Annotated in this window: 17 protein-coding genes; 7 read left to right on the top strand and 10 right to left on the bottom strand. The window is 60.8% G+C overall.

The window, feature by feature from the left end:
- Positions 1–50: 50 nt before the first annotated feature.
- Complete coding sequence (locus tag PA598K_RS05630; RefSeq protein ID WP_128655995.1) at positions 51–2,003, bottom strand: LTA synthase family protein; 1,953 nt, start codon at positions 2,001–2,003, stop codon at positions 51–53.
- Positions 2,004–2,008: 5 nt separating this feature from the next.
- Entirely contained in the window at positions 2,009–3,163 is a 1,155-nt protein-coding gene (locus PA598K_RS05625) for a THUMP domain-containing class I SAM-dependent RNA methyltransferase (RefSeq protein WP_128655994.1), read from the bottom strand.
- Positions 3,164–3,297: 134 nt separating this feature from the next.
- On the opposite strand from PA598K_RS05625, the gene PA598K_RS05620 reads away from it, so the two are divergent.
- On the top strand, positions 3,298–3,930 hold the full coding sequence (locus PA598K_RS05620; protein ID WP_128655993.1) for an O-methyltransferase: 633 nt from the start codon (positions 3,298–3,300) through the stop codon (positions 3,928–3,930).
- A 66-nt stretch (positions 3,931–3,996) separates the two neighbouring features.
- On the opposite strand, the gene PA598K_RS37770 is transcribed toward PA598K_RS05620, so the two are convergent.
- The 7 genes from PA598K_RS37770 to PA598K_RS05585 all read right to left on the bottom strand — a co-directional run bounded on the left by PA598K_RS37770 (position 3,997) and on the right by PA598K_RS05585 (position 11,271).
- A complete protein-coding gene (locus tag PA598K_RS37770) occupies positions 3,997–5,907 on the bottom strand; it encodes a CotH kinase family protein (protein ID WP_260405281.1) in 1,911 nt (636 codons plus the stop codon).
- Between the two features lie 31 nt (positions 5,908–5,938).
- A complete protein-coding gene (locus PA598K_RS05610; protein WP_128655992.1) occupies positions 5,939–6,622 on the bottom strand; it encodes a DUF4956 domain-containing protein in 684 nt (227 codons plus the stop codon).
- A gap of 36 nt (positions 6,623–6,658) precedes the next feature.
- Positions 6,659–7,360, bottom strand: coding sequence for a polyphosphate polymerase domain-containing protein (locus PA598K_RS05605; RefSeq protein WP_128655991.1), 702 nt, complete (start codon positions 7,358–7,360; stop codon positions 6,659–6,661).
- Positions 7,361–7,518: 158 nt separating this feature from the next.
- Positions 7,519–8,871 (bottom strand): sensor histidine kinase, encoded by a 1,353-nt coding sequence (locus PA598K_RS05600; RefSeq protein WP_128655990.1) that lies wholly within the window; start codon positions 8,869–8,871, stop codon positions 7,519–7,521.
- A gap of 1 nt (position 8,872) precedes the next feature.
- Complete coding sequence (locus tag PA598K_RS05595) at positions 8,873–9,550, bottom strand: response regulator transcription factor (RefSeq protein WP_128655989.1); 678 nt, start codon at positions 9,548–9,550, stop codon at positions 8,873–8,875.
- On the bottom strand, positions 9,547–10,785 hold the full coding sequence (locus PA598K_RS05590) for an MFS transporter (RefSeq protein WP_128655988.1): 1,239 nt from the start codon (positions 10,783–10,785) through the stop codon (positions 9,547–9,549). The genes PA598K_RS05595 and PA598K_RS05590 overlap by 4 nt, the downstream gene beginning before the upstream one ends.
- Positions 10,786–10,989: 204 nt before the next feature.
- Complete coding sequence (locus tag PA598K_RS05585; protein WP_128655987.1) at positions 10,990–11,271, bottom strand: hypothetical protein; 282 nt, start codon at positions 11,269–11,271, stop codon at positions 10,990–10,992.
- A 203-nt stretch (positions 11,272–11,474) separates the two neighbouring features.
- Between PA598K_RS05585 and hemE the strand changes: the two genes are divergently transcribed.
- From hemE to PA598K_RS05560, 5 genes are all read left to right on the top strand, one after another.
- Positions 11,475–12,545: a uroporphyrinogen decarboxylase gene (gene hemE / locus PA598K_RS05580; protein WP_128655986.1), complete on the top strand. Its 1,071-nt coding sequence runs from the start codon at positions 11,475–11,477 to the stop codon at positions 12,543–12,545.
- Positions 12,538–13,470, top strand: coding sequence for a ferrochelatase (gene hemH / locus PA598K_RS05575; RefSeq protein ID WP_128655985.1), 933 nt, complete (start codon positions 12,538–12,540; stop codon positions 13,468–13,470). Before hemE ends, hemH begins: the two co-directional genes overlap by 8 nt.
- A 5-nt stretch (positions 13,471–13,475) precedes the next feature.
- Entirely contained in the window at positions 13,476–14,942 is a 1,467-nt protein-coding gene (gene hemG / locus PA598K_RS05570; RefSeq protein WP_128655984.1) for a protoporphyrinogen oxidase, read from the top strand.
- Between the two features lie 178 nt (positions 14,943–15,120).
- Positions 15,121–16,506, top strand: a complete 1,386-nt coding sequence (locus PA598K_RS05565; protein WP_128655983.1) for a CapA family protein — start codon at positions 15,121–15,123, stop codon at positions 16,504–16,506.
- A gap of 50 nt (positions 16,507–16,556) precedes the next feature.
- Positions 16,557–17,291, top strand: coding sequence for a glycerophosphodiester phosphodiesterase (locus PA598K_RS05560; protein ID WP_128655982.1), 735 nt, complete (start codon positions 16,557–16,559; stop codon positions 17,289–17,291).
- Positions 17,292–17,342: 51 nt separating this feature from the next.
- On the opposite strand, the gene PA598K_RS05555 is transcribed toward PA598K_RS05560, so the two are convergent.
- Positions 17,343–18,491, bottom strand: a complete 1,149-nt coding sequence (locus PA598K_RS05555; RefSeq protein ID WP_260405280.1) for an HD domain-containing phosphohydrolase — start codon at positions 18,489–18,491, stop codon at positions 17,343–17,345.
- Between the two features lie 142 nt (positions 18,492–18,633).
- Between PA598K_RS05555 and PA598K_RS37765 the strand changes: the two genes are divergently transcribed.
- Positions 18,634–19,103 (top strand): DUF92 domain-containing protein (locus PA598K_RS37765; protein ID WP_260405279.1); only part of this gene is annotated, 470 nt, incomplete at its 3' end.

The raw sequence follows: 19,103 nt of genomic DNA, 5'->3' as shown, positions 1-19,103 counted from the left end.
GGTTTACGGACCGGGGAGACAGCTCTTTATGTTGATGCGAGGCATCGGGATCAGCGCTCTCGCAGCTCGCGCAAACGGGGCAGCAGGTTGTAGTTAATGATGCGATCGGAGTGCAGCAGCTGCGCTCGCGCCTCGGCGGCCTGGTCGACACAGGCGTCTGTCCCGGCGGGCTCGCCCGTCGCCAGGTCGTAGCAGACGCCGTGCTCCGGGATACCATCGGCGGCAGGCGTGTAATAATGCGAGTCGGTGGCATAAGCGCCGTTACGGAAGACGACCATCCGTTCCTGCGGCGGCTGTGCCGTCAGCAGCGGCGCCCCCAGCATGAAGGGCTCGCCGGTGTCGATGCCGAGCAGGTGGAGCAGCGTCGGCGCGATGTCAAGCTGTCCGCCCCCGGGATACTCGCCCGCCAGACCGCTGTCCGGCGTATGCACGATGAGCGGCACCTGACGCTGCAGTTGCTCCCGCCGCAGCTCGGACAGCTCTTCGCCGAGGAACGTCTCGAAGGGCTGCCAGTCGCGGATCGAGTTGTCATGATCGCCGTAGAAGACGAAGATGGAACGCTCCCACAGGCCGCGCTGTTTCAGATCCTCGACGAAGGAGCCGAGCGCCTGATCGACATAGTGAACGCTCTGGAGATAGTCGCCGAACATCGTCCCCTCCAGCTCGCCGAGCGCCAGTGTATGATGACTCTTCGGCATCGGATACGGATGATGACTGGTCAGCGTGATGAGGAACGAGTAGAAGGGACTGCTCATCTGCGCCATCTTCTCCGTCGACTGGCGGAAAAACGAACGGTCGCCAACCGTCCAGCCGAGCGGCTCGTCGATGATGTAATCGCTGCGGTTATAGTAGTTGGCATAACCCATCGTGTTGTACATGACATTGCGATTCCAGAAGCCTCCGTCGTAGGCATGGAACACTGCGGTATCGTAGCCATTGTCCTTGAGGACGCCGGGCAGACAGCTATAGGCATGCTGGGCATAACGGATGAACACCGACCCGGTCGGCAACGGCTGCAGCGAGCATTGGGCGGCAAAATCCGCATCCGAGGTGCGACCCTGCGCCGTCTGATGATAGAAGTCAGGGAAATACGCGCTTTCCTCGATGAGCGCATTGAGATTCGGCGTGATGACCTGGTCCATGTACGAGCGGCCGATCAAAAAGCTCTGAAACGCCTCTGCCTGCACCATAACGACGTTGGCGCCGCGGTACGCGCCGAACAGCGCGTCATCCTGCGGCGGCGTCGTCCGCGAGCGATGCTCCTCGAGCCACTTGGCAGTCTCGAGCAGCTCAGGCTCCGGCAGCTGCTGCTGGCCGATCGCCTTCTTCGCATACACATAGGCGTCATAGCCGTGGAAGCCGAAGAGGCCGGTGACATTGTAGAGCGACACATTCCACCAGATGCCGACGAACAGACCTTGCGCCCACGTCCGCTTGGCGATCTGGATCGGCACGAAGACGAGAGCCAGACTGATCGCGCATACGACCAGACTGAGGACGACCCGCAGCGCGGCTGTGCGCCAGCGGGAGACGCCCGTCGCTGAGCGGACGGCAGGCTGGCGGCGCAACAAGACGCGGAGCGCCAGTGCGATGGATAGCGGCCAGTCGGCGAACAGCAGGAGGTCGCGGGGCTCCAGCAGCGAGCCGATACTGTCGCCGAGCGCGCCCACTTGCCCGGCCTGCAGCAGCACCGGGATCGAGATCAAGTCCTGGAAGTAGCGGAAGTAGAGCAGGTCGGCATAGAGAATGACGGTCAGGACAAGATGAAGCACGGCCAGGACGATCAGTCGGACTCGGCGGGAAAGCCACAGCGTCCAGAAGACGATGAGGCCGATCGTCCCCGTCGCGACGATCACATCGTCGAGCCCCATCCGCATGTTGCGGACGTTGATCGACGCGTCGAACAGGTACAGCTTGAGCAGCATCAGCAGGACGAATACGATCAGCTCAAGACCAGGGATGCGCACGGAGGTGCGCAGGAACGAGGGCATCGTTCTTCCCATGCCGCCTAATCCTGCCGTTCCGTCTGACGGAAGGGAGGCAGCGGGCCAAGGTACTGATAGAGCGAGCACTCGATCCGGCCGTTGTACAGCTTGCGCTTCTTGTGGGCAGGCTTGCCATAGTCGCGCTCGAACTCGCGCGAGGGACTCAGCGCGAAGACCGACCAGGACGGCGCAGCGGCTGCGATCGCGCCCAGCTCGCGGACGGCGCGATCGGCCTCGCGGTCCGTGCCCAGACGCTCGCCATAGGGCGGGTTGGTGATGATGCAGCCGTATTCGCCCTCGAGACGCACCTCATGGACCGGCATCGTCTGCCACGTCAGCTGCTTGGCGAGTCCAGCCTTGGCGGCCGAGGCGAGAGCGATCTCGATCGCGCTGCCGTCGATGTCGGAGCCGCCGATCTGCAGCGGGATGTCGTCCCTGACGGCGTCGAACGCTTCGTCCTGGGCGTCGTCCCAGGCGGCCTGTCCGATGATCGGCCACGGCTCGCTGCTGAAGCTGCGGCGCAAGCCCGGCGCGATATTCCAGCCGATCATCGCTGCCTCGACCGGGATCGTGCCAGACCCGCAGAACGGGTCGTAGAGCGGGCGTTCGGGCCGCCAGCGACTGAGCAGCACCATCGCGGCCGCCATCGTCTCCTTGAGCGGCGCTTCGGTGACCAGCTTGCGGTAGCCTCGCTTATGCAAGCTTGGGCCAGTCGTATCGAGGACGATCTGGGCGCGGTCCTTGAGCAGCTGCACCTCAATGGCGTACAGATCGCCGTCCTCGGGGAACCATTCGGTGCGGTAGGCCAGCTTCAGCTTTTCGACGATCGCTTTTTTGACGATGCCCTGACAGGCGGGCACGCTCGACAGCTGCGATTTATGGGAGCGGCCTTGGACCGGGAATTCGCCGTTAGCGGGGATGTAGTCGGCCCAGTCGATCGCCTTGGTCCCCTCGAACAGCTCGTCGAAGGTGCGCGCCTCGAATTCGCCCATCTTGATCAGCACCCGGTCCGCCGTGCGCAGCCACAGATTGGTGCGGCAAATATCGGCCGGACCGCCGCTGAAATTGACCCGGCCATTCTCGGTGCGGGTGTCTGCGTAGCCCAGATCCTGGAGCTCGCGAGCGACGATGGCCTCGAGTCCCATCGGGCACGTCGCGATGAGTTGCAAGTTAGTCATATCCTTTATACCTCTTCCGATTCGAGATTCAGCGCGTGACGGAGCCGCTCGGCATTGTGCTCCGCCGCGCAAAAACATACAATCAAGTATAGGACAAAGCGAGGCAGGTTACAAATGGCAAAGGGGGCAATACGATGAAAGAAATAGCGGAGCAATATGCGAACGGGGTGTACCCGCCCGATCCGGATCTGATCCGGGCGCAGGACGGCATCCAGCAAGCGGGCATGCCCGAAATATCGATCGCGCCGGGCTATGGCAGGATGTTGACGATGCTCGTGCAGATGTCGGGGGCCCGAGACGTCATCGAGATCGGCGCGCTCGGCGGGATCAGCGGCATCTGTCTGGCCAGAGGACTGTCGACCGAGGGCAAGCTGACGTCGCTGGAGCTCAAGGCGGAGTATGCCGATGTGGCGCGTCGCCACATGGAAGCGGCGGGGCTGGGGGAGAAGGTCGAGTATCGGCTGGGCGACGCCTCGGCAAGTCTGGCGGAGCTCGAGGCGGAGGGACGTCGCTTCGACTTCTTCTTCATCGACGCCGACAAGGAAGGGTATCCCGTCTATCTGGACTATGCGATCCGACTCGCCCGGCCGGGGGCGGTGATCGCCGGCGACAATACGCTGCTGCGCGGCCGTGTCGCCGACTCCGCCAAGAACGGCCCTTCCGTCCAGGCGATGCGCGCCTTCAACGAACGGATGGCGACCGACGAGCGACTCGTCAGCACGATCCTGCCTGCCTATGACGGCTTGACATTGGCGATAGTGAAGTAAGGAGTGCAAAAGCAGGCGACCTGGCATCCCCCGATGAGAGGGAGCCAGGTCGTCTGTGAACGTTTATTATATGCGTCGTCTGCGGAAGCGGGCCGCGAACCAGAGTCCTGCTGCCAATACGGCGATACTGACCCCGGATGAGAGCATGAATTCGTTGCTGTAGCCTGTCTTATTGTTCGCGGCAGAGCCTTGCGGGCCGCCTCCCCAAGCGCCGGGACCGCCACCCATGCCGGGCTCGAACCCGCCGGGGAACTGCATGCCCTCCGGGGGCTGCATCCCGTCGGGGAACTGCATGCCCTCCGGCGGCTGCATCCCGTCGGGGAACTGCATGCCCTCCGGCGGCTGCATCCCTTCAGGGGGTTGCATGCCCTCCATACCCATGCCTGGCGCTCCGCCGCCGAAGCCCTGACTCGTATCGACCTCCACGACGAGATCGCCAGACAATTGGGCAAGGATCGATTCGGAGCGCTTGACGGCAAAGGCGGTCAGACTGTTGTCTCCCGATACGCCTTGAAGGAATTGTTCGGTAGTGAAAAACTTAGTCGGGTCGGCTTCCACATACGGAAGAATCAGCGCCGAGATGTTCGCCGTCTTCGTCGTGAACCAATCCTCCGTGAAGTACGTGGTCGCAATTTCTTCCAGATACTTGTAATACTTCTCCTTGTATTCATCGACCGCCAACAGCGAGGCTAACAACGGGCGGCTCTCGAGCGTCGCGCCAGATACCGGCGTTTCGATGCTGAAGTTAATATTGCTCTCATTCATGAAGTTGGCGCCAGAGTCCAGCATACCGCCCATGTCCATGCCGCCTCGGAAGCCGCGCTCTTGCCTGGTCGCGTCATCGCCGCCTGCGTCCTGAGCTGCAGCTGGCGTGTTCCGTTGCGATCGGCCTGGAGCTGTCCTGGCTTGTTGGCGTGGAGCGGCGATGCCGTCGCCCGCAGCGCCTCCCACGTCCATGGCAGCTCTCTCTCCCGGGCCGCCTTCTACGCCCGAGGCGGCTCCATCGTCCGGGGCGCCTCCCTGGCCTGGCTGGCCCATGCCTCCGCGCATCCCGCCGCCAAAGCTGAAGCCGCCGAACGACATGTTATAATCCCACGGGAGGATGGAGAAGACGCCGTCTTCCTCATACAGATAATAATTGTGCTTCATAGTGCCTTGATAGCTGTCCAGATTGACCAGCGCCGTATTAACCGCAAAATAGCGGAGCGCCTTGTCGACATCAAGCACGGATTCCAGATCGCCGTCATTATTGATGGCATCGAGAAACCGAATCGTCGACTGACCACTGGAAGTGTTCTTGTTCGTCTTCAGAATCAGCCCTGGATAATCATCGATGTCGTCGCTGATCCATACCAGGTCGCTGCCGGTGCCTTCCGGCTTGTAGAGGTCGCCGGTTCCGGCATCGAAGTGTCTGGCCAGATACGTCTCCTCGATCGCTTCTACACCGACGTACAGTCCCCATTCCTGACCGTTGATTGATACATACATATAGGAGTAGCCCGGCGTTGGCACCCCCATGGCTTCCATGATTTCGTATGACAGTACCTCCCTCATTAAGGAGGCATCGCTAAAATTGTTGTTCAGATTAAGCTTCTTCAGACCGTTCAGACTTTGATCCGTGTAATAGTCGAAGTCCACTTTGAAACTATAGCGATTCGTTTCTTCGTTCTGCGCTATCGAGCGAAGCGAGGAATTGCCTTTGGTGCGGACGCCGACTCCTCTGACGGTGACGCCGTTCACGGTTACATCGGCCAGTTTATTCTCCTCGGCAAGCGGGTTGTCCAGCATCGACTGCAGGTCGTCATCCGACATCGTAATATCGACCCGGGTGACGCGATTCTTGTCAAAAACGGTATCGACATACCCCTCGCCCGCGCTTCGCGCCGGTACGGCCACTCGAGGCAGCAGCAGCATCGATACGAGCAAAAGGGCAAGCATTAAGAGGATGGTTCCTATGATCGTACGCGAGCTTACCATCGAGTTATCCCTCCTTTCAAGCATCCGGTCATCAAGCTGTGAAGTTGCCGTCGTAGCTGAGCATGACCGCAGATTTGACGCCATCCATCTTCATGATCGTATCGACAAAGCTGGCCTCCTTCTCCTTGACCCGGACTTCGTACGTAATCTCATAATCCTCGCCAGGCATGACCGACTTGGACTTCATGGCGTGCTTGCGGGTATGCTGCGTCAGGATATGCTCCAGCGAGCTCTCGAGCTTGCCTTCCGTGTAACGGACGATCAGCAGGTACGGATTCTCGACGGTAATCCGATTGACGAAGACGAGCATGACGATGCCGATCAGGATCGAGCCGATGATGACGAGGGGGATGAAGCCGGCGCCGCAGAGGATGCCGCTGACGATGGACCAGAAGACATAGACCAGATCCATCGGATCTTTGATCGGCGTCCGGAAGCGGACGATCGAGAGCGCGCCTACCATGCCGAGCGAGAGCAGCACGTTGGAGGAGATGCCCATGATGATTAGAGCGGTCGCCATTGAGATGATGATGAGCGAGATGTTGAAGGTATGGGAATAGATCACGCCGGTGAAGCTTTTCTTATAGATAAAGTAGATGAACAAGCCTACGGCGAACGCGACCAGCAAACCGACAATGGAATCGATAAGCGAGAAGCTGCTTGTTTTCTCCAAAAAGTTGGACTTAAAAATATCATTGAATGTAATCGTTTCCATGAATGTACGCCTCCAGATTCACATTAGAATGCTTCGTTAACTGTACATGCGGCTTAGCTGGTATTTGGAGTATGCCTCCGTGCGGCGGTTGCCGATCTGCAGCAGTTTTTTGATAATATCGGGCATGTATTCATCATATTTGATCTCCAGCACGACGAGATCCGGCTCAAGCGCAGGCGCCATCGGCACATTCGGGTTCAGCAGATCGTGGTTGCGATTGCTTGTCCGAATGTTGCTGTCGAAGGTGACCCGCACATTGCCGTGCGGATAGGTGAATACCTCGCGCTCGTAGTCGACGATGGTGAGCGGCTTGAGCTGATAGCACTGCATCTGCAGATGCAGCTCCCGGATGAGCGGACGTTCATCTTCCGACATCCAGGCGATGTCGCCCAGCCGCATACGCTCATACTCCTCCGCCACGATGCGGCATTTCTCTTTGAACGTTTGATTGTTGCGCTTGCTCTTTTTCTCCAGATGCAGAAGATTGCTGTTGTGGTCGTACAGCCGAACCCGGTATTTATCCCTCGCGTATAGCCCTTCTTTTTTCTGGATCAGCGCTTTATTTTCCAAGTTGTCAAAGTACACGCTGCGTACCAGATACGTGCCGCCCGGACCCGCATGGGGGTCGCTTCGCATGACATGCCGTAATCCGCTGCGGAGCAGGTGGCAGTCGAGCCGCGTAATGGCGTGCTTCAGCTCGCGCCGGCCCTTCGGATACGGGTTGCGATCCTTGATCATTCCTGGTCCTCCATTTCATGTGTAAGTTAGGTGGGCATGGAATAAATTATAGTCGTGCACCTTAAAGAAACCTTAACAATGGCTTTGGTCCGGAGGAAGACAAATGAAAAAGGCTGTCCCGGCGTCATTGCAGATGACGGGGCAGCCTTTCTGAGTGATCACCGCCAGGGCAGGCGGATGCGGAACACGATACCCTTGGTCTCCTGGGGGGCGGCTTCGATCGTGCCATGGTGCGCGTCGACGATCCAGCGCGCAATGGAGAGGCCAAGCCCGGAGCCGCCCTGCTCGGCAGCACGGCTCCTCGCCTTGTCCTCGCGATAGAATCGATCGAACACCGATTGCAGATTTTCTGGACGGATGCCAATGCCGGTATCGCTCACCTCGATCAGTAGGCGATGCTCGTCGCGACGGGCGAGCACGCCGATGCTGTCGCCCTCGGCAGTATATTTGAGCGCGTTGTCCAGCAGGATGACCATAAGCTGATGCAGGCGGCCCGGGTCGGCCTCGATGACCAGTCCCGGCTCAAGCGACGTCCATAGCCGCTTGTCCTGGCTTTCGGCGATCTCGGCGTAAGGCTCGCAGATTTCCTTAAGGAAGGGTTCCAGCTGCAATTTCTTTATCTCCAGTATCGTCTCGGCGGAGTCAGCCCGCGCCAGCGTCAACAGATCGGCTGTGAGCTTGGAGAGACGCCGCGTCTCGGAGAGGCTGACGGCGATCGGCTCGAACTTGTCGACGATCCGCTCCTGCGGCGAGGTGAGGAGCAGCTCCAGCTTGTTCTGGATAATCGTCAGCGGCGTCCGCAGCTCATGCGAGGCGTTCTCGACGAATTCGCTCTGCTTGCTCCAGGAGCGCTGGATCGGTCGCATGGTGCGGCTCGACAGCAGCAGACTGGTGACGATGGAGAGCAGAATGAACAGAGCCGTGCAGAGGATGAGGATACGCTGGAAGCTGGCGACCGCCGCTTCCTCGGCGTCCACATTGATCAGCAGTTGCGTCGCATAGACGCCATTTGTCGCTTCGGGATCGACGTAGATCAGCGTCCGATAGCGGTAGCTGTCCTGGATCGTGATCGTACGGATCTCGTCTACGGCTTGAGGATTGTAGGCCAGATCGCTGAAATACATCTGATAAAGGAAGGAGCCGAGCTGATCCTGGTTGATGATCTGACCGTCCTTGTCCCACTGCAGCATCGTCACTCTCGGACTGGGCGGCATCGAGCCGTCTCCCGGGCGGAACGGCCAGCCGCCCGGGCCCTCGCCCTGCGGGCCGCCGCCCCCACTCCCGCCCTGGGGACCGCCGCCGCGCATACTGCCCGTGCCGGGGACGAAGCTTCCAAACTCTGCCGCCCGATCCGTGAAGCCCCGCAGCTCCTGATCGGTCTGCGAATACATGCTGCGTTGCACCTGACTGAGGATGATCACCGCGAACAGGGTGAAGATGAGCGTGAACGTAATAAAGTTAAAGATCGTGAATTGCCGCCTTTGCTTGCTGAATACAGAGTTTTGGTCCATCCTAGCCCTCCTGGTCGCTGAGCATGTAGCCTAAGCCCCGGAACGTGCGGATGTAGCGGTCGTAGCCGGAGGGCTTCAGATGCTTGCGGAGATGGCTGGCATACACCTCGACCACGGTCGTCGAGGTTTCGGATTCGAACCCCCAGATGCGATCGAAGATCTGGTCCTTGGTCAAGATCGCATTTTTGTTATGGACGAGATATTCGAGCAGCTCGAATTGCTTGCCGTTCAGATGCAGCACCTCGTCGTTGATCGTTGCTGTCTTGTGCTGCAGATTCAGCTTCATCTCCTTGAAGCCGAGCGTCTGATCCCTGAATTCGCCCGTTGCGCGGCGCAGAATGGCCTCAAGCCGCAGCAGCAGCTCCTCGCGGTGGAACGGCTTCACCAGATAGTCGTCTGCGCCCTCGCGGAAGCCCTTGAGTTTGTCGTCGATGCCGTCCTTGGCGGTCAGCATCAGCACCGGCGTACGGATGCCGCGGCTGCGCAATTCCCGCAGCACCTCGTAGCCGTTGCGATGGGGGAGCATGATGTCGAGGATGATGGCGTCATAGATATTTTGCTCGGCCTGGTACAGTCCTTCATCGCCATCGTAAGCTTGAGCGGTCTCGTAAGAGGGACACAGCGTGTCGCAGATCGTCTCGGAGAGCTGCGGGTCGTCTTCGATAATGAGTAGCTTCATGCCCGGTCATCCTTTCGCTGTGGTATAGAGTAAGCTTGGTTCGGCCTTGGGCGGAGCAGCGTGCCCCGCACCCAGAACACGGCTGCCAGCAGCAAGGCGGCAGCGACGAGGAAGACGCCCTCGATGCCGATGAAGCCGGAGACGGCGCCGCCGAACACCGGCCCTATCATATTGCCGAGACTGAGCGTGCTCGTGTTGAAGCTGAAGGCGCGGCTCTCCATGCCCTCCGGCGTATGCTGACGGATAAGCGCATTGACGGCGGGGATCAGTCCGCCGAGGAATACCCCAAGCGCGAAGCGAACCGCAACCAGCTGCCACACCGAGCTGACGAACGCTTGCGGCACGAACATGATCGCCGATCCGAGCAGCGCCACGGCGAGGATGCGCTCGCCGCCGATCCGGTCGCTCAGCCGGCCGAGGATCGGCGAGGAGATCAGATTGGACAGGCCGGTGACGGAGCCGACGAAGCCTGCCCAAAAGGCGAGATTGACCGTCGTGCCATGCAGCTCTTGTACATAGAGCGGCATGAGCGGCATCGGCGAGAGCATGGCGAACTGGATCAGGAAGGTGACGCCGTAGAGCGCCATCAGCGGCCGCACATGACTAAGCTCGCGGAAGCCCTGCAGCACCGAGGCTTGCGGATGCGAGGCCGCTTCCTTGCGGTCGAACGACTCGCGCACCAGGAACAGCGCTAGCAGCGTCGCGATGAAGATCATCGCTCCTGTTATGTAGAAGATCGGTCGGAAGCCGAAGGCGTCGGCCATGACACCTCCGATGAACGGTCCGAGGATCGTCCCGGCTACGGCGCCAGATTGTAGCGTCCCCATGGCGAACCCCATATGCTGCTTGGGCGTAGTCGTCGAGACGAGCGCGACGGCTGCGGGATTGAAGCCGGAGATCGTGCCGTTCAGCATCCGCAGCAGCAGCAACTGCCACGGACTGGCGGCGAAGCCCATCAAGGTCATGACGATCGCCATCCCGAAGCCGGAGCGCAGCAGCATCACCTTGCGGCCATACCGGTCGGCGAGCTTGCCCCATAGCGGCTGGAACAGGAACGACGTGACGAAGTTGCCGGCGAAAATAATCCCGGACCAGACAGCGATCTCGTGCGGATCGCTCAGTCCCAGGTCTTGCTGGAGATACAGTGCGAGAAACGGGATGATCATGGTCATGCCGGCCAGTACGAAAAATTGGCCGAACCATAATACCCCCAGGTTGATTTTCCAACGTTCCATAGGAAACGTACGCCTCCCTGCTAACATAAGTCGACGATGCGATGCGGCGGTCAGAGCGAAGAGGGCTGCATCCGTTCATGTACATGCTATCATTATACTACGTGTTGCGCCGGCGTACGAATACCGGCAGACACGAAAAGACCCCGCCAGCAGCGAGGCCTGTCGACATGGCTAACGCTGACGCCCCTTTACTGCCTTGCGGAGCTAATTCAGCGCGCGATGATCGGTGACGCCGTCCTCGGGACGACGGTTGTCATGCAAGAGCGGCAGGAGCTGCTGCTCGTTGGCGTACAGGTGGCCGTCCTCGATCTTCAGATCGAACTCACCGCCGCCAAAGGTCGGGACGATCTCGATCCGGTCAGGCCTCATCTCGGGTCGCAAAAATGAAATGTTGCCGATAATGACGTTGTCGCCGATCTCGTACAGAATATTGTTCCTGCGGGCGATGTCCTCCAGCGTGCTCCATTGCAGATGCGTGTGATTCATGTGCGATCGCTCCTCTCCTTACAAGTTATGTATACTATTACCCAATTCCTAGCGATTAAACAGCCGACTGTGACGGTTGGCGGCGGCAGAGCAGGGCATTGTCAAACTATTGTCATACTAGATCGATTAATGACGGTTGTTAGCCCAGAACAAAAAGGGCATAATGGAATCTGAAGGGAATACGTGAGAAATGGGGAAAGTCGATGAGCTACAACGACCGTTTCATCCGGGCTTGCCGGGGGGAGAGCGTCGATCGCGTGCCGGTATGGTATATGCGTCAGGCGGGTCGCTATGACCCGGATTATCGCAAGATCAAGGAAAAGTTCTCGCTGCTGGAGATTTGCAAGCAGCCCGAGCTCGCAGCCGAAGTAACGATGATGCCGATCCGCAAGCTTGGCGTGGATGCGGCGATTCTTTATTCCGATATTATGAATCCGGTCGCATCGATCGGCATTGATTTTGATATTGTACAAAACGTCGGCCCGGTCATTCATAACCCGATCCGCGAAGCGGCGGATGTCGAGCGGCTGCGGCCCATCGATGTCGAGGGCGATCTGTCGCATGTGCTGGAGACGATCCGGATCCTCGACCGCGAGCTGCAGGTGCCGCTGATTACGTTTGCCGGCGCGCCGTTTACGATCGCCAGCTACCTGATCGAGGGGCGGCCCTCGCGCAATTATCTGCTCACCAAGCAGATGATGTACAATGAGCCGGACATCTGGTTCAAGCTGATGGACAAGCTCGGCGACATGGTGATCGCTTATCTGCGCGCGCATATCGCCTCCGGCGGCAAGGCGTTCCAGCTGTTCGACAGTTGGGTGGGCTCGCTCGCTCCGCATGATTTCGAGCGTTATGTGCTGCCGACGATCGAGCGCATCTTCCGCGAGCTGTCCGACCTGGACGTGCCGAAGATCTACTTCCCGGGCGTCAGCTCGGCGGAGCTGCTGCCGTCCTTGCGGCGGCTGCAGGCGGACATGATCGGCGTCGACTGGCGCATCTCGATCCGCGAGGGACGTCGTCGGCTGGGTGGGCGATTCGCCATCCAAGGCAATCTCGACCCCGTCCTGCTGACCGCGCCCGAGTCGGTGCTGGAGGAGCAGGCGCGTCGGATCATCGATCAGGGACTGGAAGCGCCGGGCTATGTATTCAACCTCGGACACGGACTGTTCCCCGAGGCGTCGCTGGACAAGCTGAAGTACCTGACTGAGGTTGTGCACGCTTACTCTGCCGAGCAGATCGGACAGAGACATAGAGAGGAGAGCCGCCATGTCTGAACCGCGTATCGGCGTGTTGGTGATGTCCTACGGCACCCCGGCCAGTCTCGATGAGATCGAGAGCTATTATACCCATATCCGTCGCGGCAATCCGCCTACGCCAGAGATGCTGGCCGATCTGACGGGCCGCTACGAGGCGATCGTCGGCGGCGTCTTCCCGCTGCGGGAGAATACCGATGCCCAGGTCGCCGGTCTGCAGGCTGCGCTCGAGCAGATCGAGCCGGGCCGCTACACCTGCTATCAGGGATTGAAGCATGCGCAGCCTTATATCGAGGACGGCGTCGCCCGGATGGCGGCGGACGGCATCCGCGAGGCGGTCGGCATCGTGCTGGCGCCTCATTACTCGACGATGAGCGTCGGCAGCTACATCAAGCGCGCCCGCGAGGCGGCCGAGCAGCAGGGCATCGCCATGCGCTTCGTCGAGGAGTATCATCTGCATCCGAAGCTGATCGCGGCGCTCACGGATCGCATCCGGGCCGGACTGGCCAAGTTCGGCGACGAGACGCCGGTCGGCGAGATTAAGGTGCTGTTCAGTGCGCACAGTCTGCCGGAGCGCATCCTGGAGATGGGCGACCCATATCCGCAGCAGCTGCTCGCGACCTCGGCGGCGATCGCCGAAGCTGCCGGCGTGACGAATTGGCAGTTCACCTGGCAGAGCGCGGGCCGTACCCGCGAGCCGTGGCTTGGTCCGGATATTCTCGATACGCTGCAGGAGGTGCGGACAGCGGGCGCGGAGCGGGTGCTGATCGCGCCGATCGGCTTTGTGTCCGATCATCTGGAGGTGCTGTACGACATCGACATCGAGGCCAAGGATATCGCGGCCAAGCTTGGGATGCAGTTGGAACGGAGCGCGATGCTTAATACAGATCCCCTATATATGGAGACGCTGGCGGAGTCGGTGCTGGCGGCCGAAGAGAGAGGTTAACAACTATGCGGAGCAATGAACGTATCGATCGAATTGTCATTATTGGCGGAGGGATCAGCGGTCTGAGCTCCGCTTTTTATGTCCTGCGCCAAGCCGAAGAGCAGGGACGCCGGGTCGAGGTGACGCTGGTGGAGGCCGGAGAGCGGCTGGGCGGCCTGATCCATACGCTGCGCAAGGGCGACTTCGTCATCGAGCAAGGGCCAGACTCGTTCCTAGCGCGCAAGCAGCCGATTATCGACCTGACCCGCGAGCTGGGTCTGGAGGATGAGCTGGCGACGCAGGGCGCTCGCCAGAGCTTTATCGTCCACGAGGGACGGCTGCACCCGATGCCGCAAGGGCTCGTGCTCGGCATCCCGACCGATATCGACGCTTTCCTGGCGACGGAGCTAGTGAGCGAGGCGGGCAAGCAGCGGGCGCTCGAGGATCTTGAGCTGCCAGCTCGCCCGCTGGTCGAGTCAGGCGACGACGAATCGATCGGCGACTTCCTCGACCGCCGCTTCGGCGCGGAGGTGACGGAGCGGCTGGCGGAGCCGCTGCTAGCCGGGATCTATGCCGGCGAGCTGCGCCAGCTCAGTCTGCAGGCGACGTTCCCGCAGTTCCGCCAGGTCGAGCTGCAGCACGGCAGCCTCATCCGGGGGATGCAGGCGAGCCGCCAGACGCCGCCTGCGAGCGGGGAGGCCAAGCCGTCGCCGGCGATCCAGACGAGCGTCTTCCTGTCGTACAAGCGCGGACTGAGCACACTGGTCGAGGGACTGGATGCGGCGTTGCAGGGGATCGACCGTCGGCTCGGCTCGGCGGCTCGTGCGATCGAGCCGCAGTCCGGCGCAGCTGCGGGCGCGGCGCGGTATGTCGTGCGTCTGGCTAACGGAGATGCGGTGGATGCGGATGCGATCGTGCTGACGGTCCCAACGTATGCGAGCGCGGATCTGCTGGAGCCGCTGGTCGATGCGAGAGAGCTCCGGGAGATGCAGTACGCCTCGGTCGCCAATATCGTGCTTGGCTTCGACAAAGCTGCGTTCGGGCGCGAGCTTGAGGGCTCCGGCTTCGTCGTGCCGCGCGATGCCGGCTATACGATTACGGCTTGTACCTGGACCTCGGCCAAGTGGACCCACACGGCACCGCAGGACAAGGTACTGATCCGCTGTTATGTCGGTCATGCCGGCGAGGACGCGATTGTCGGCGCCTCAGATGAGGCGATCACGGCTCGGGTGCGCGAGGACCTGCAGGCGTTGATGGGCATCGAGACGGAGCCGGAGTTCGTGGAGCTTACCCGTCTCAGCCGTTCGATGCCGCAATATTCGGTCGGTCATGTACAGCGGATGGCCGAGCTGCGCAGTCGGTTGGCTGAGCGTCTGCCCGGGGTGTGGGCGACGGGTATGGCATTCGACGGCGTCGGCATCCCCGACTGCGTCCGCCAGGGCAAGGAAGCGGCTGCGGCTGTGCTGGCCGAGCTGGCTGCGGTTCGCGTCTGAGCTTGACCGATGTCATGGGACGAGGAGACCTTCGGGTCTCCTTTTTGTTTTTGCCGGGACGAGACGGCGTCCGTCTTGGCCCTTAGAGCCATAGGAACCGCCTGTTGATCCTGCTATAATAGGGCTATATGCGCAAGCTTGCATCAATCAAGCCTAGCGATCAAAGGAGCCCGCACTCATGTCACTATCCCGTTCCGAACAATATCAAAAACAAATGAAACGCAAGCGGCGGCGAATACGCCGTCTCTTGACGCTGAACGGCTTGCTGCTTGGGCTCGTGCTGTTGCTAGCCGCCTTCATCTGGTTCAACCGCGAGACGCTGCTGCCTGGTACGACGAAGTCGTCAGTAGCCAGCGAATCTGCGGACTCGGGAGCGACGGCGGGCCAGCTGGACTCGGCTGCCACAGACGGTGCCGAGTCCAGCTTGCCGTCCACAGATCCGAATGACGGCGAAGCGAGCGGGTCTTCGCCGCAGCCGGAGGAGCAGGAGCCGACCGACTCTGAGGAGCCGCCAGTCACTGACGAGCCCGAGCCTTCCGCACCGGACTCGTCGTCATCACCGACCTCGCCGGAACCAGAGTCGGAGTCGGAGGCCGTAGCGCAGGAGGATGCGGCGGATGACGAGGTGACGCTCTCCTTCGTCGGCGATATCCTGCTGGCGGCATCGGTAGAGAAGCTGATGCGAGAGCATGGGTGGGATTATCCGTATGCGGAGGCGCTGAGCTATCTGTCCGACGCTGATCTGACGGCAGGCAATTTGGAAAATCCGATCACGCGAAGGGGGACCCCGGCTGAGGATAAGCAATACGTGTTCAAGGGAGCGCCTGAGTCGCTGCCTGCGCTCCGCGATGCTGGCTTCGATATCGTCGGTCTAGCCAACAACCATACACTCGATATGGGAGTGGTCGGTCTGATGGATACGATGGAGCATCTCGATACGGCGGGCATCCCGCATGTCGGAGCGGGCAACGATGACGTGGAGGCGTTCGCGCCGGTCGTCCTGGAGGCGCGCGGCGTCAAGGTCGCCTACCTGAGCGTGAGCCGGGTCCTGCCGGTGGTGGCTTGGAAGGCGGATAGCGACCGGGAGGGCGTCGCCGAGACCTACGATCCGTCCCGCGCGGTCCGGGCAATCAAGGCGGCCAACGAGCAAGCCGACCTGGTCATCGTCATGGTTCACTGGGGCAAGGAGCGGGTCGATCGTCCGCTCGACTATCAGCGACAGCTGGCGAGAGATTATGTCGATGCGGGCGCGGATCTGGTCATCGGCTCTCACCCGCATGTGCTGCAGGGATTCGAGCAATATAACGGCAAGTGGATCGCCTACAGCCTGGGCAACTTTATATTCAACATGACCGCAACGCCTGCCACGGCGGATACCGGGGTGCTGGATGCACGCTGCACGCGCAGCGGCGATTGCAAGCTGAAGCTGCATCCGATGCGTCAGGTGAAGTCCCAGCCCAAGCCGCTCGTCGGCGAGGAGGCAGCGGCGCTGCTGCAGCGGATCTCATCGATCAGCTATGGCGCAGTTATCGACGGAGAAGGCAACATTTACGCGAAGCAATAAGCAGACGCGGCTCCAGGCCGCTGGCCAATCCAGTTAGGAGTGAAGCATACATGAACAATTGGTGCGTAGCGCATCGCGGGGCGTCCGGTGAGGCCCCCGAGAATACGATGGGCGCGTTCAGACAAGCGATGGCTTATGATACAGTGCAGTGGATCGAGCTGGATGTCCAACTGTCCCGGGACGGGATAGCGGTCGTCATCCATGACGACAAGCTGCAGCGGACAGCGGGCGTCAAAGGCTTCGTCGGCGAGAAGACGGCGGAGGAGCTGCAGCGGCTGGACGCCGGCCGTTGGTTCGGCAAGTCCTTTGCGGGCGAGCGGATCCCGTTGCTGGAGGAGGTGCTGGAGGCGACGAGCGGCCGCTGTCGACTCAACGTCGAGCTGAAGACCTATGGGGGCCGCTATCCGGGCATCGAGCAGACGGTCGTCGAGCTGTTGCATGCCAGACAGCTGCAGCATGACGCCGTCGTCACATCGTTTGACGGCGAGGCGCTGCGGCGCGTGCGCGCGATCAGTCCAGACATCCGGACGGGGCTGATCATCGATGCTGCGCCATCCTCGCTGCTGGGCGAACTGCAGCGGCTCGATTGCGGCTTCCTGTCGATCGGCTATCGGCATCTCAACGCGCCGAGGATGGAGGCTATCAAGGGCGCAGGCATACAGACGATGGCATGGACAGTCAATGATCCGGCGACGATGCGGAAGCTCGCGGCGATCGATCCAGACATTATGATCTGCACCAACTACCCTGACCGCTGGGAGCAGGTATTCGCGTCCGGACTCTAGGGATCGGCGTATCCGATGCAGCGGTGCCGATCGCGCATCGCTGCCAGACGATCAGATATCGCTATATTGCTCGCGAACCGAGAGGAGCTCAGGCAGCTGGCGCATGAAGGCGTCGACAACGGCAGGATCGAAGTGACTGCCGCTCTCGCGCCGCAGCAGCTCAAGGATGCGATCCATCTCCCAGGCGGCTTTGTAGACGCGTGCGCTGCCCAGCGCATCGAACACATCCGCTACGGCAGTGATGCGGGCGAACAGGTCGATAGCATCCCCCTTCAGACCTCTCGGATAGCCAGCGCCGTCCCAGCGCTCGTGATGCTCGTGGGCGATGTTGGCGGCGTGACGCAGCAATCGCCGACCGGATTTGTTGAGGAGCTGGTAGCCGATCACGGTGTGGTCCTTCATGCGCTCGAACTCTTCATCGGTCAGCTTGCCGGGCTTTTGCAGGATGCTGTCAGGGATCGCGACCTTGCCGATATCGTGCATCGGCGATGCCATCTTGAGCAGCTCGGCCTGCTCCTGCGACAAGCCGAGGCCAAGCGCCAGCAGATACGAGTATTCCGCGACCCGCTTCACATGATTGCCGGTCTCTTTGGAGCGGCTTTCACCGATCTCGCCCATCGTAAAGAGGATTTCGCGTTGAGTGGCGACGATTTCTTCGTGGAGGATGACGGACTCCAGCGACTTGCCGGCATAGGACGCGGCCAGAGTCAGGAATTCCAGATCGCGGCGGGCGAAGACAGCGCCGGGCGTCTGCTTGTTAATCGCCTGATAGGCGCCGAGGATGCTGCCGTCGTTGCCGACGAAGGGGACGGTGATGACGGTGCGCGTGACGTAGCTGGTCTTGTGATCGTTCGCCGCATTATGGCGATAATCGGCGGCGGCGTCCTCGATGAGCAGCGCCTCGCCATGCGCGATTGAGTAGCCGACGAAGCCGGAGCCAAGCGGCACCCGGATCTCCTCGGCGCCGTGGGCGACCGTCGTGAACAGCTCCTGGCGCTTGTGATCGATCAGCCAGACTGTGCATCGGTCGGCCTGGATCATCCGACGACCCATATCCGCCATCAGACCGAGGACGCGTTGAAGATTGCGTTCGTCGGCGATCTGAGCTGTATAGTCGAAGATGATGCGGAGCATTTGCTCGGGAGACAGCTCGCCTGGCAGGTCGGAATTGGAAGGGTGAGAAGGGGCGGATTTGCGCAAATGCGGACTCTCCTTTAAACACGATTGGGTCGAATATCGCTCTATTCGACATGGAAAAAGTCGAATCCTGCCGAAATTCTTGATCCACAGTAAAAAATGACATTCGCAAAAAAATGAACTTGTGCGACGGGGGCATTGGAAAATGGAATGGTGGCTCATGCTGACGGATGATTGGCCGGTTCGTCTGGCGCTTGGGGCGCTGGGCAGTTTATGTATCGTCTGGGCTGCCTATCGTCGGCGCTCGTTGTCCGGATCGGGCGCCTGGTCGGCGGCTGTGATGGGCACGGCTTATGTGACGCTGGGAGGGCCGGTCTGGTTCGGTTGCCTGATCGCTTTTTTTGTCACTTCGACGTTCTGGTCGAGCTGGAAACGGCGGCATCGCGCCAAACGGCAGGCAGAGACGCGGTATGCCAAGGGAGGCCGCCGCGACGCGGGACAGGTGTGGGCCAACGGCGGCCTCGGGCTGGCGCTCTGCCTCGGTCATGCGCTATGGCCCGACCCGCTCTGGTTATTTGCGTTTGCCGGTACGATGGCTGCCGCCAACGCCGACACCTGGGCGACAGAGGTCGGCGCGCTCAGCCGTTCGGCGCCCCGCGCTTTGATCGGCTGGCG

Origin of the sequence: Paenibacillus sp. 598K (assembly GCF_003851045.1) — a bacterium.
Classification (GTDB): Bacteria; Bacillota; Bacilli; order Paenibacillales; family Paenibacillaceae; genus Paenibacillus_D.
This window is presented reverse-complemented; position numbering and strand designations above follow the sequence as displayed.

Coding starts and splice junctions, on each gene's coding strand:
- hemH (WP_128655985.1), top strand. CDS start 12,538: ATGTCTGAACCGCGTATCGGCGTGTTGGTGATGTCCTACGGCACCCCG.
- PA598K_RS05620 (WP_128655993.1), top strand. CDS start 3,298: ATGAAAGAAATAGCGGAGCAATATGCGAACGGGGTGTACCCGCCCGAT.
- hemG (WP_128655984.1), top strand. CDS start 13,476: ATGCGGAGCAATGAACGTATCGATCGAATTGTCATTATTGGCGGAGGG.
- PA598K_RS05560 (WP_128655982.1), top strand. CDS start 16,557: ATGAACAATTGGTGCGTAGCGCATCGCGGGGCGTCCGGTGAGGCCCCC.
- PA598K_RS37770 (WP_260405281.1), bottom strand. CDS start 5,907: ATGGTAAGCTCGCGTACGATCATAGGAACCATCCTCTTAATGCTTGCC.
- PA598K_RS05595 (WP_128655989.1), bottom strand. CDS start 9,550: ATGAAGCTACTCATTATCGAAGACGACCCGCAGCTCTCCGAGACGATC.
- PA598K_RS05610 (WP_128655992.1), bottom strand. CDS start 6,622: ATGGAAACGATTACATTCAATGATATTTTTAAGTCCAACTTTTTGGAG.
- hemE (WP_128655986.1), top strand. CDS start 11,475: ATGAGCTACAACGACCGTTTCATCCGGGCTTGCCGGGGGGAGAGCGTC.
- PA598K_RS05590 (WP_128655988.1), bottom strand. CDS start 10,785: ATGGAACGTTGGAAAATCAACCTGGGGGTATTATGGTTCGGCCAATTT.
- PA598K_RS05600 (WP_128655990.1), bottom strand. CDS start 8,871: ATGGACCAAAACTCTGTATTCAGCAAGCAAAGGCGGCAATTCACGATC.
- PA598K_RS05630 (WP_128655995.1), bottom strand. CDS start 2,003: ATGGGAAGAACGATGCCCTCGTTCCTGCGCACCTCCGTGCGCATCCCT.
- PA598K_RS05605 (WP_128655991.1), bottom strand. CDS start 7,360: ATGATCAAGGATCGCAACCCGTATCCGAAGGGCCGGCGCGAGCTGAAG.
- PA598K_RS05585 (WP_128655987.1), bottom strand. CDS start 11,271: ATGAATCACACGCATCTGCAATGGAGCACGCTGGAGGACATCGCCCGC.
- PA598K_RS05625 (WP_128655994.1), bottom strand. CDS start 3,163: ATGACTAACTTGCAACTCATCGCGACGTGCCCGATGGGACTCGAGGCC.
- PA598K_RS05565 (WP_128655983.1), top strand. CDS start 15,121: ATGTCACTATCCCGTTCCGAACAATATCAAAAACAAATGAAACGCAAG.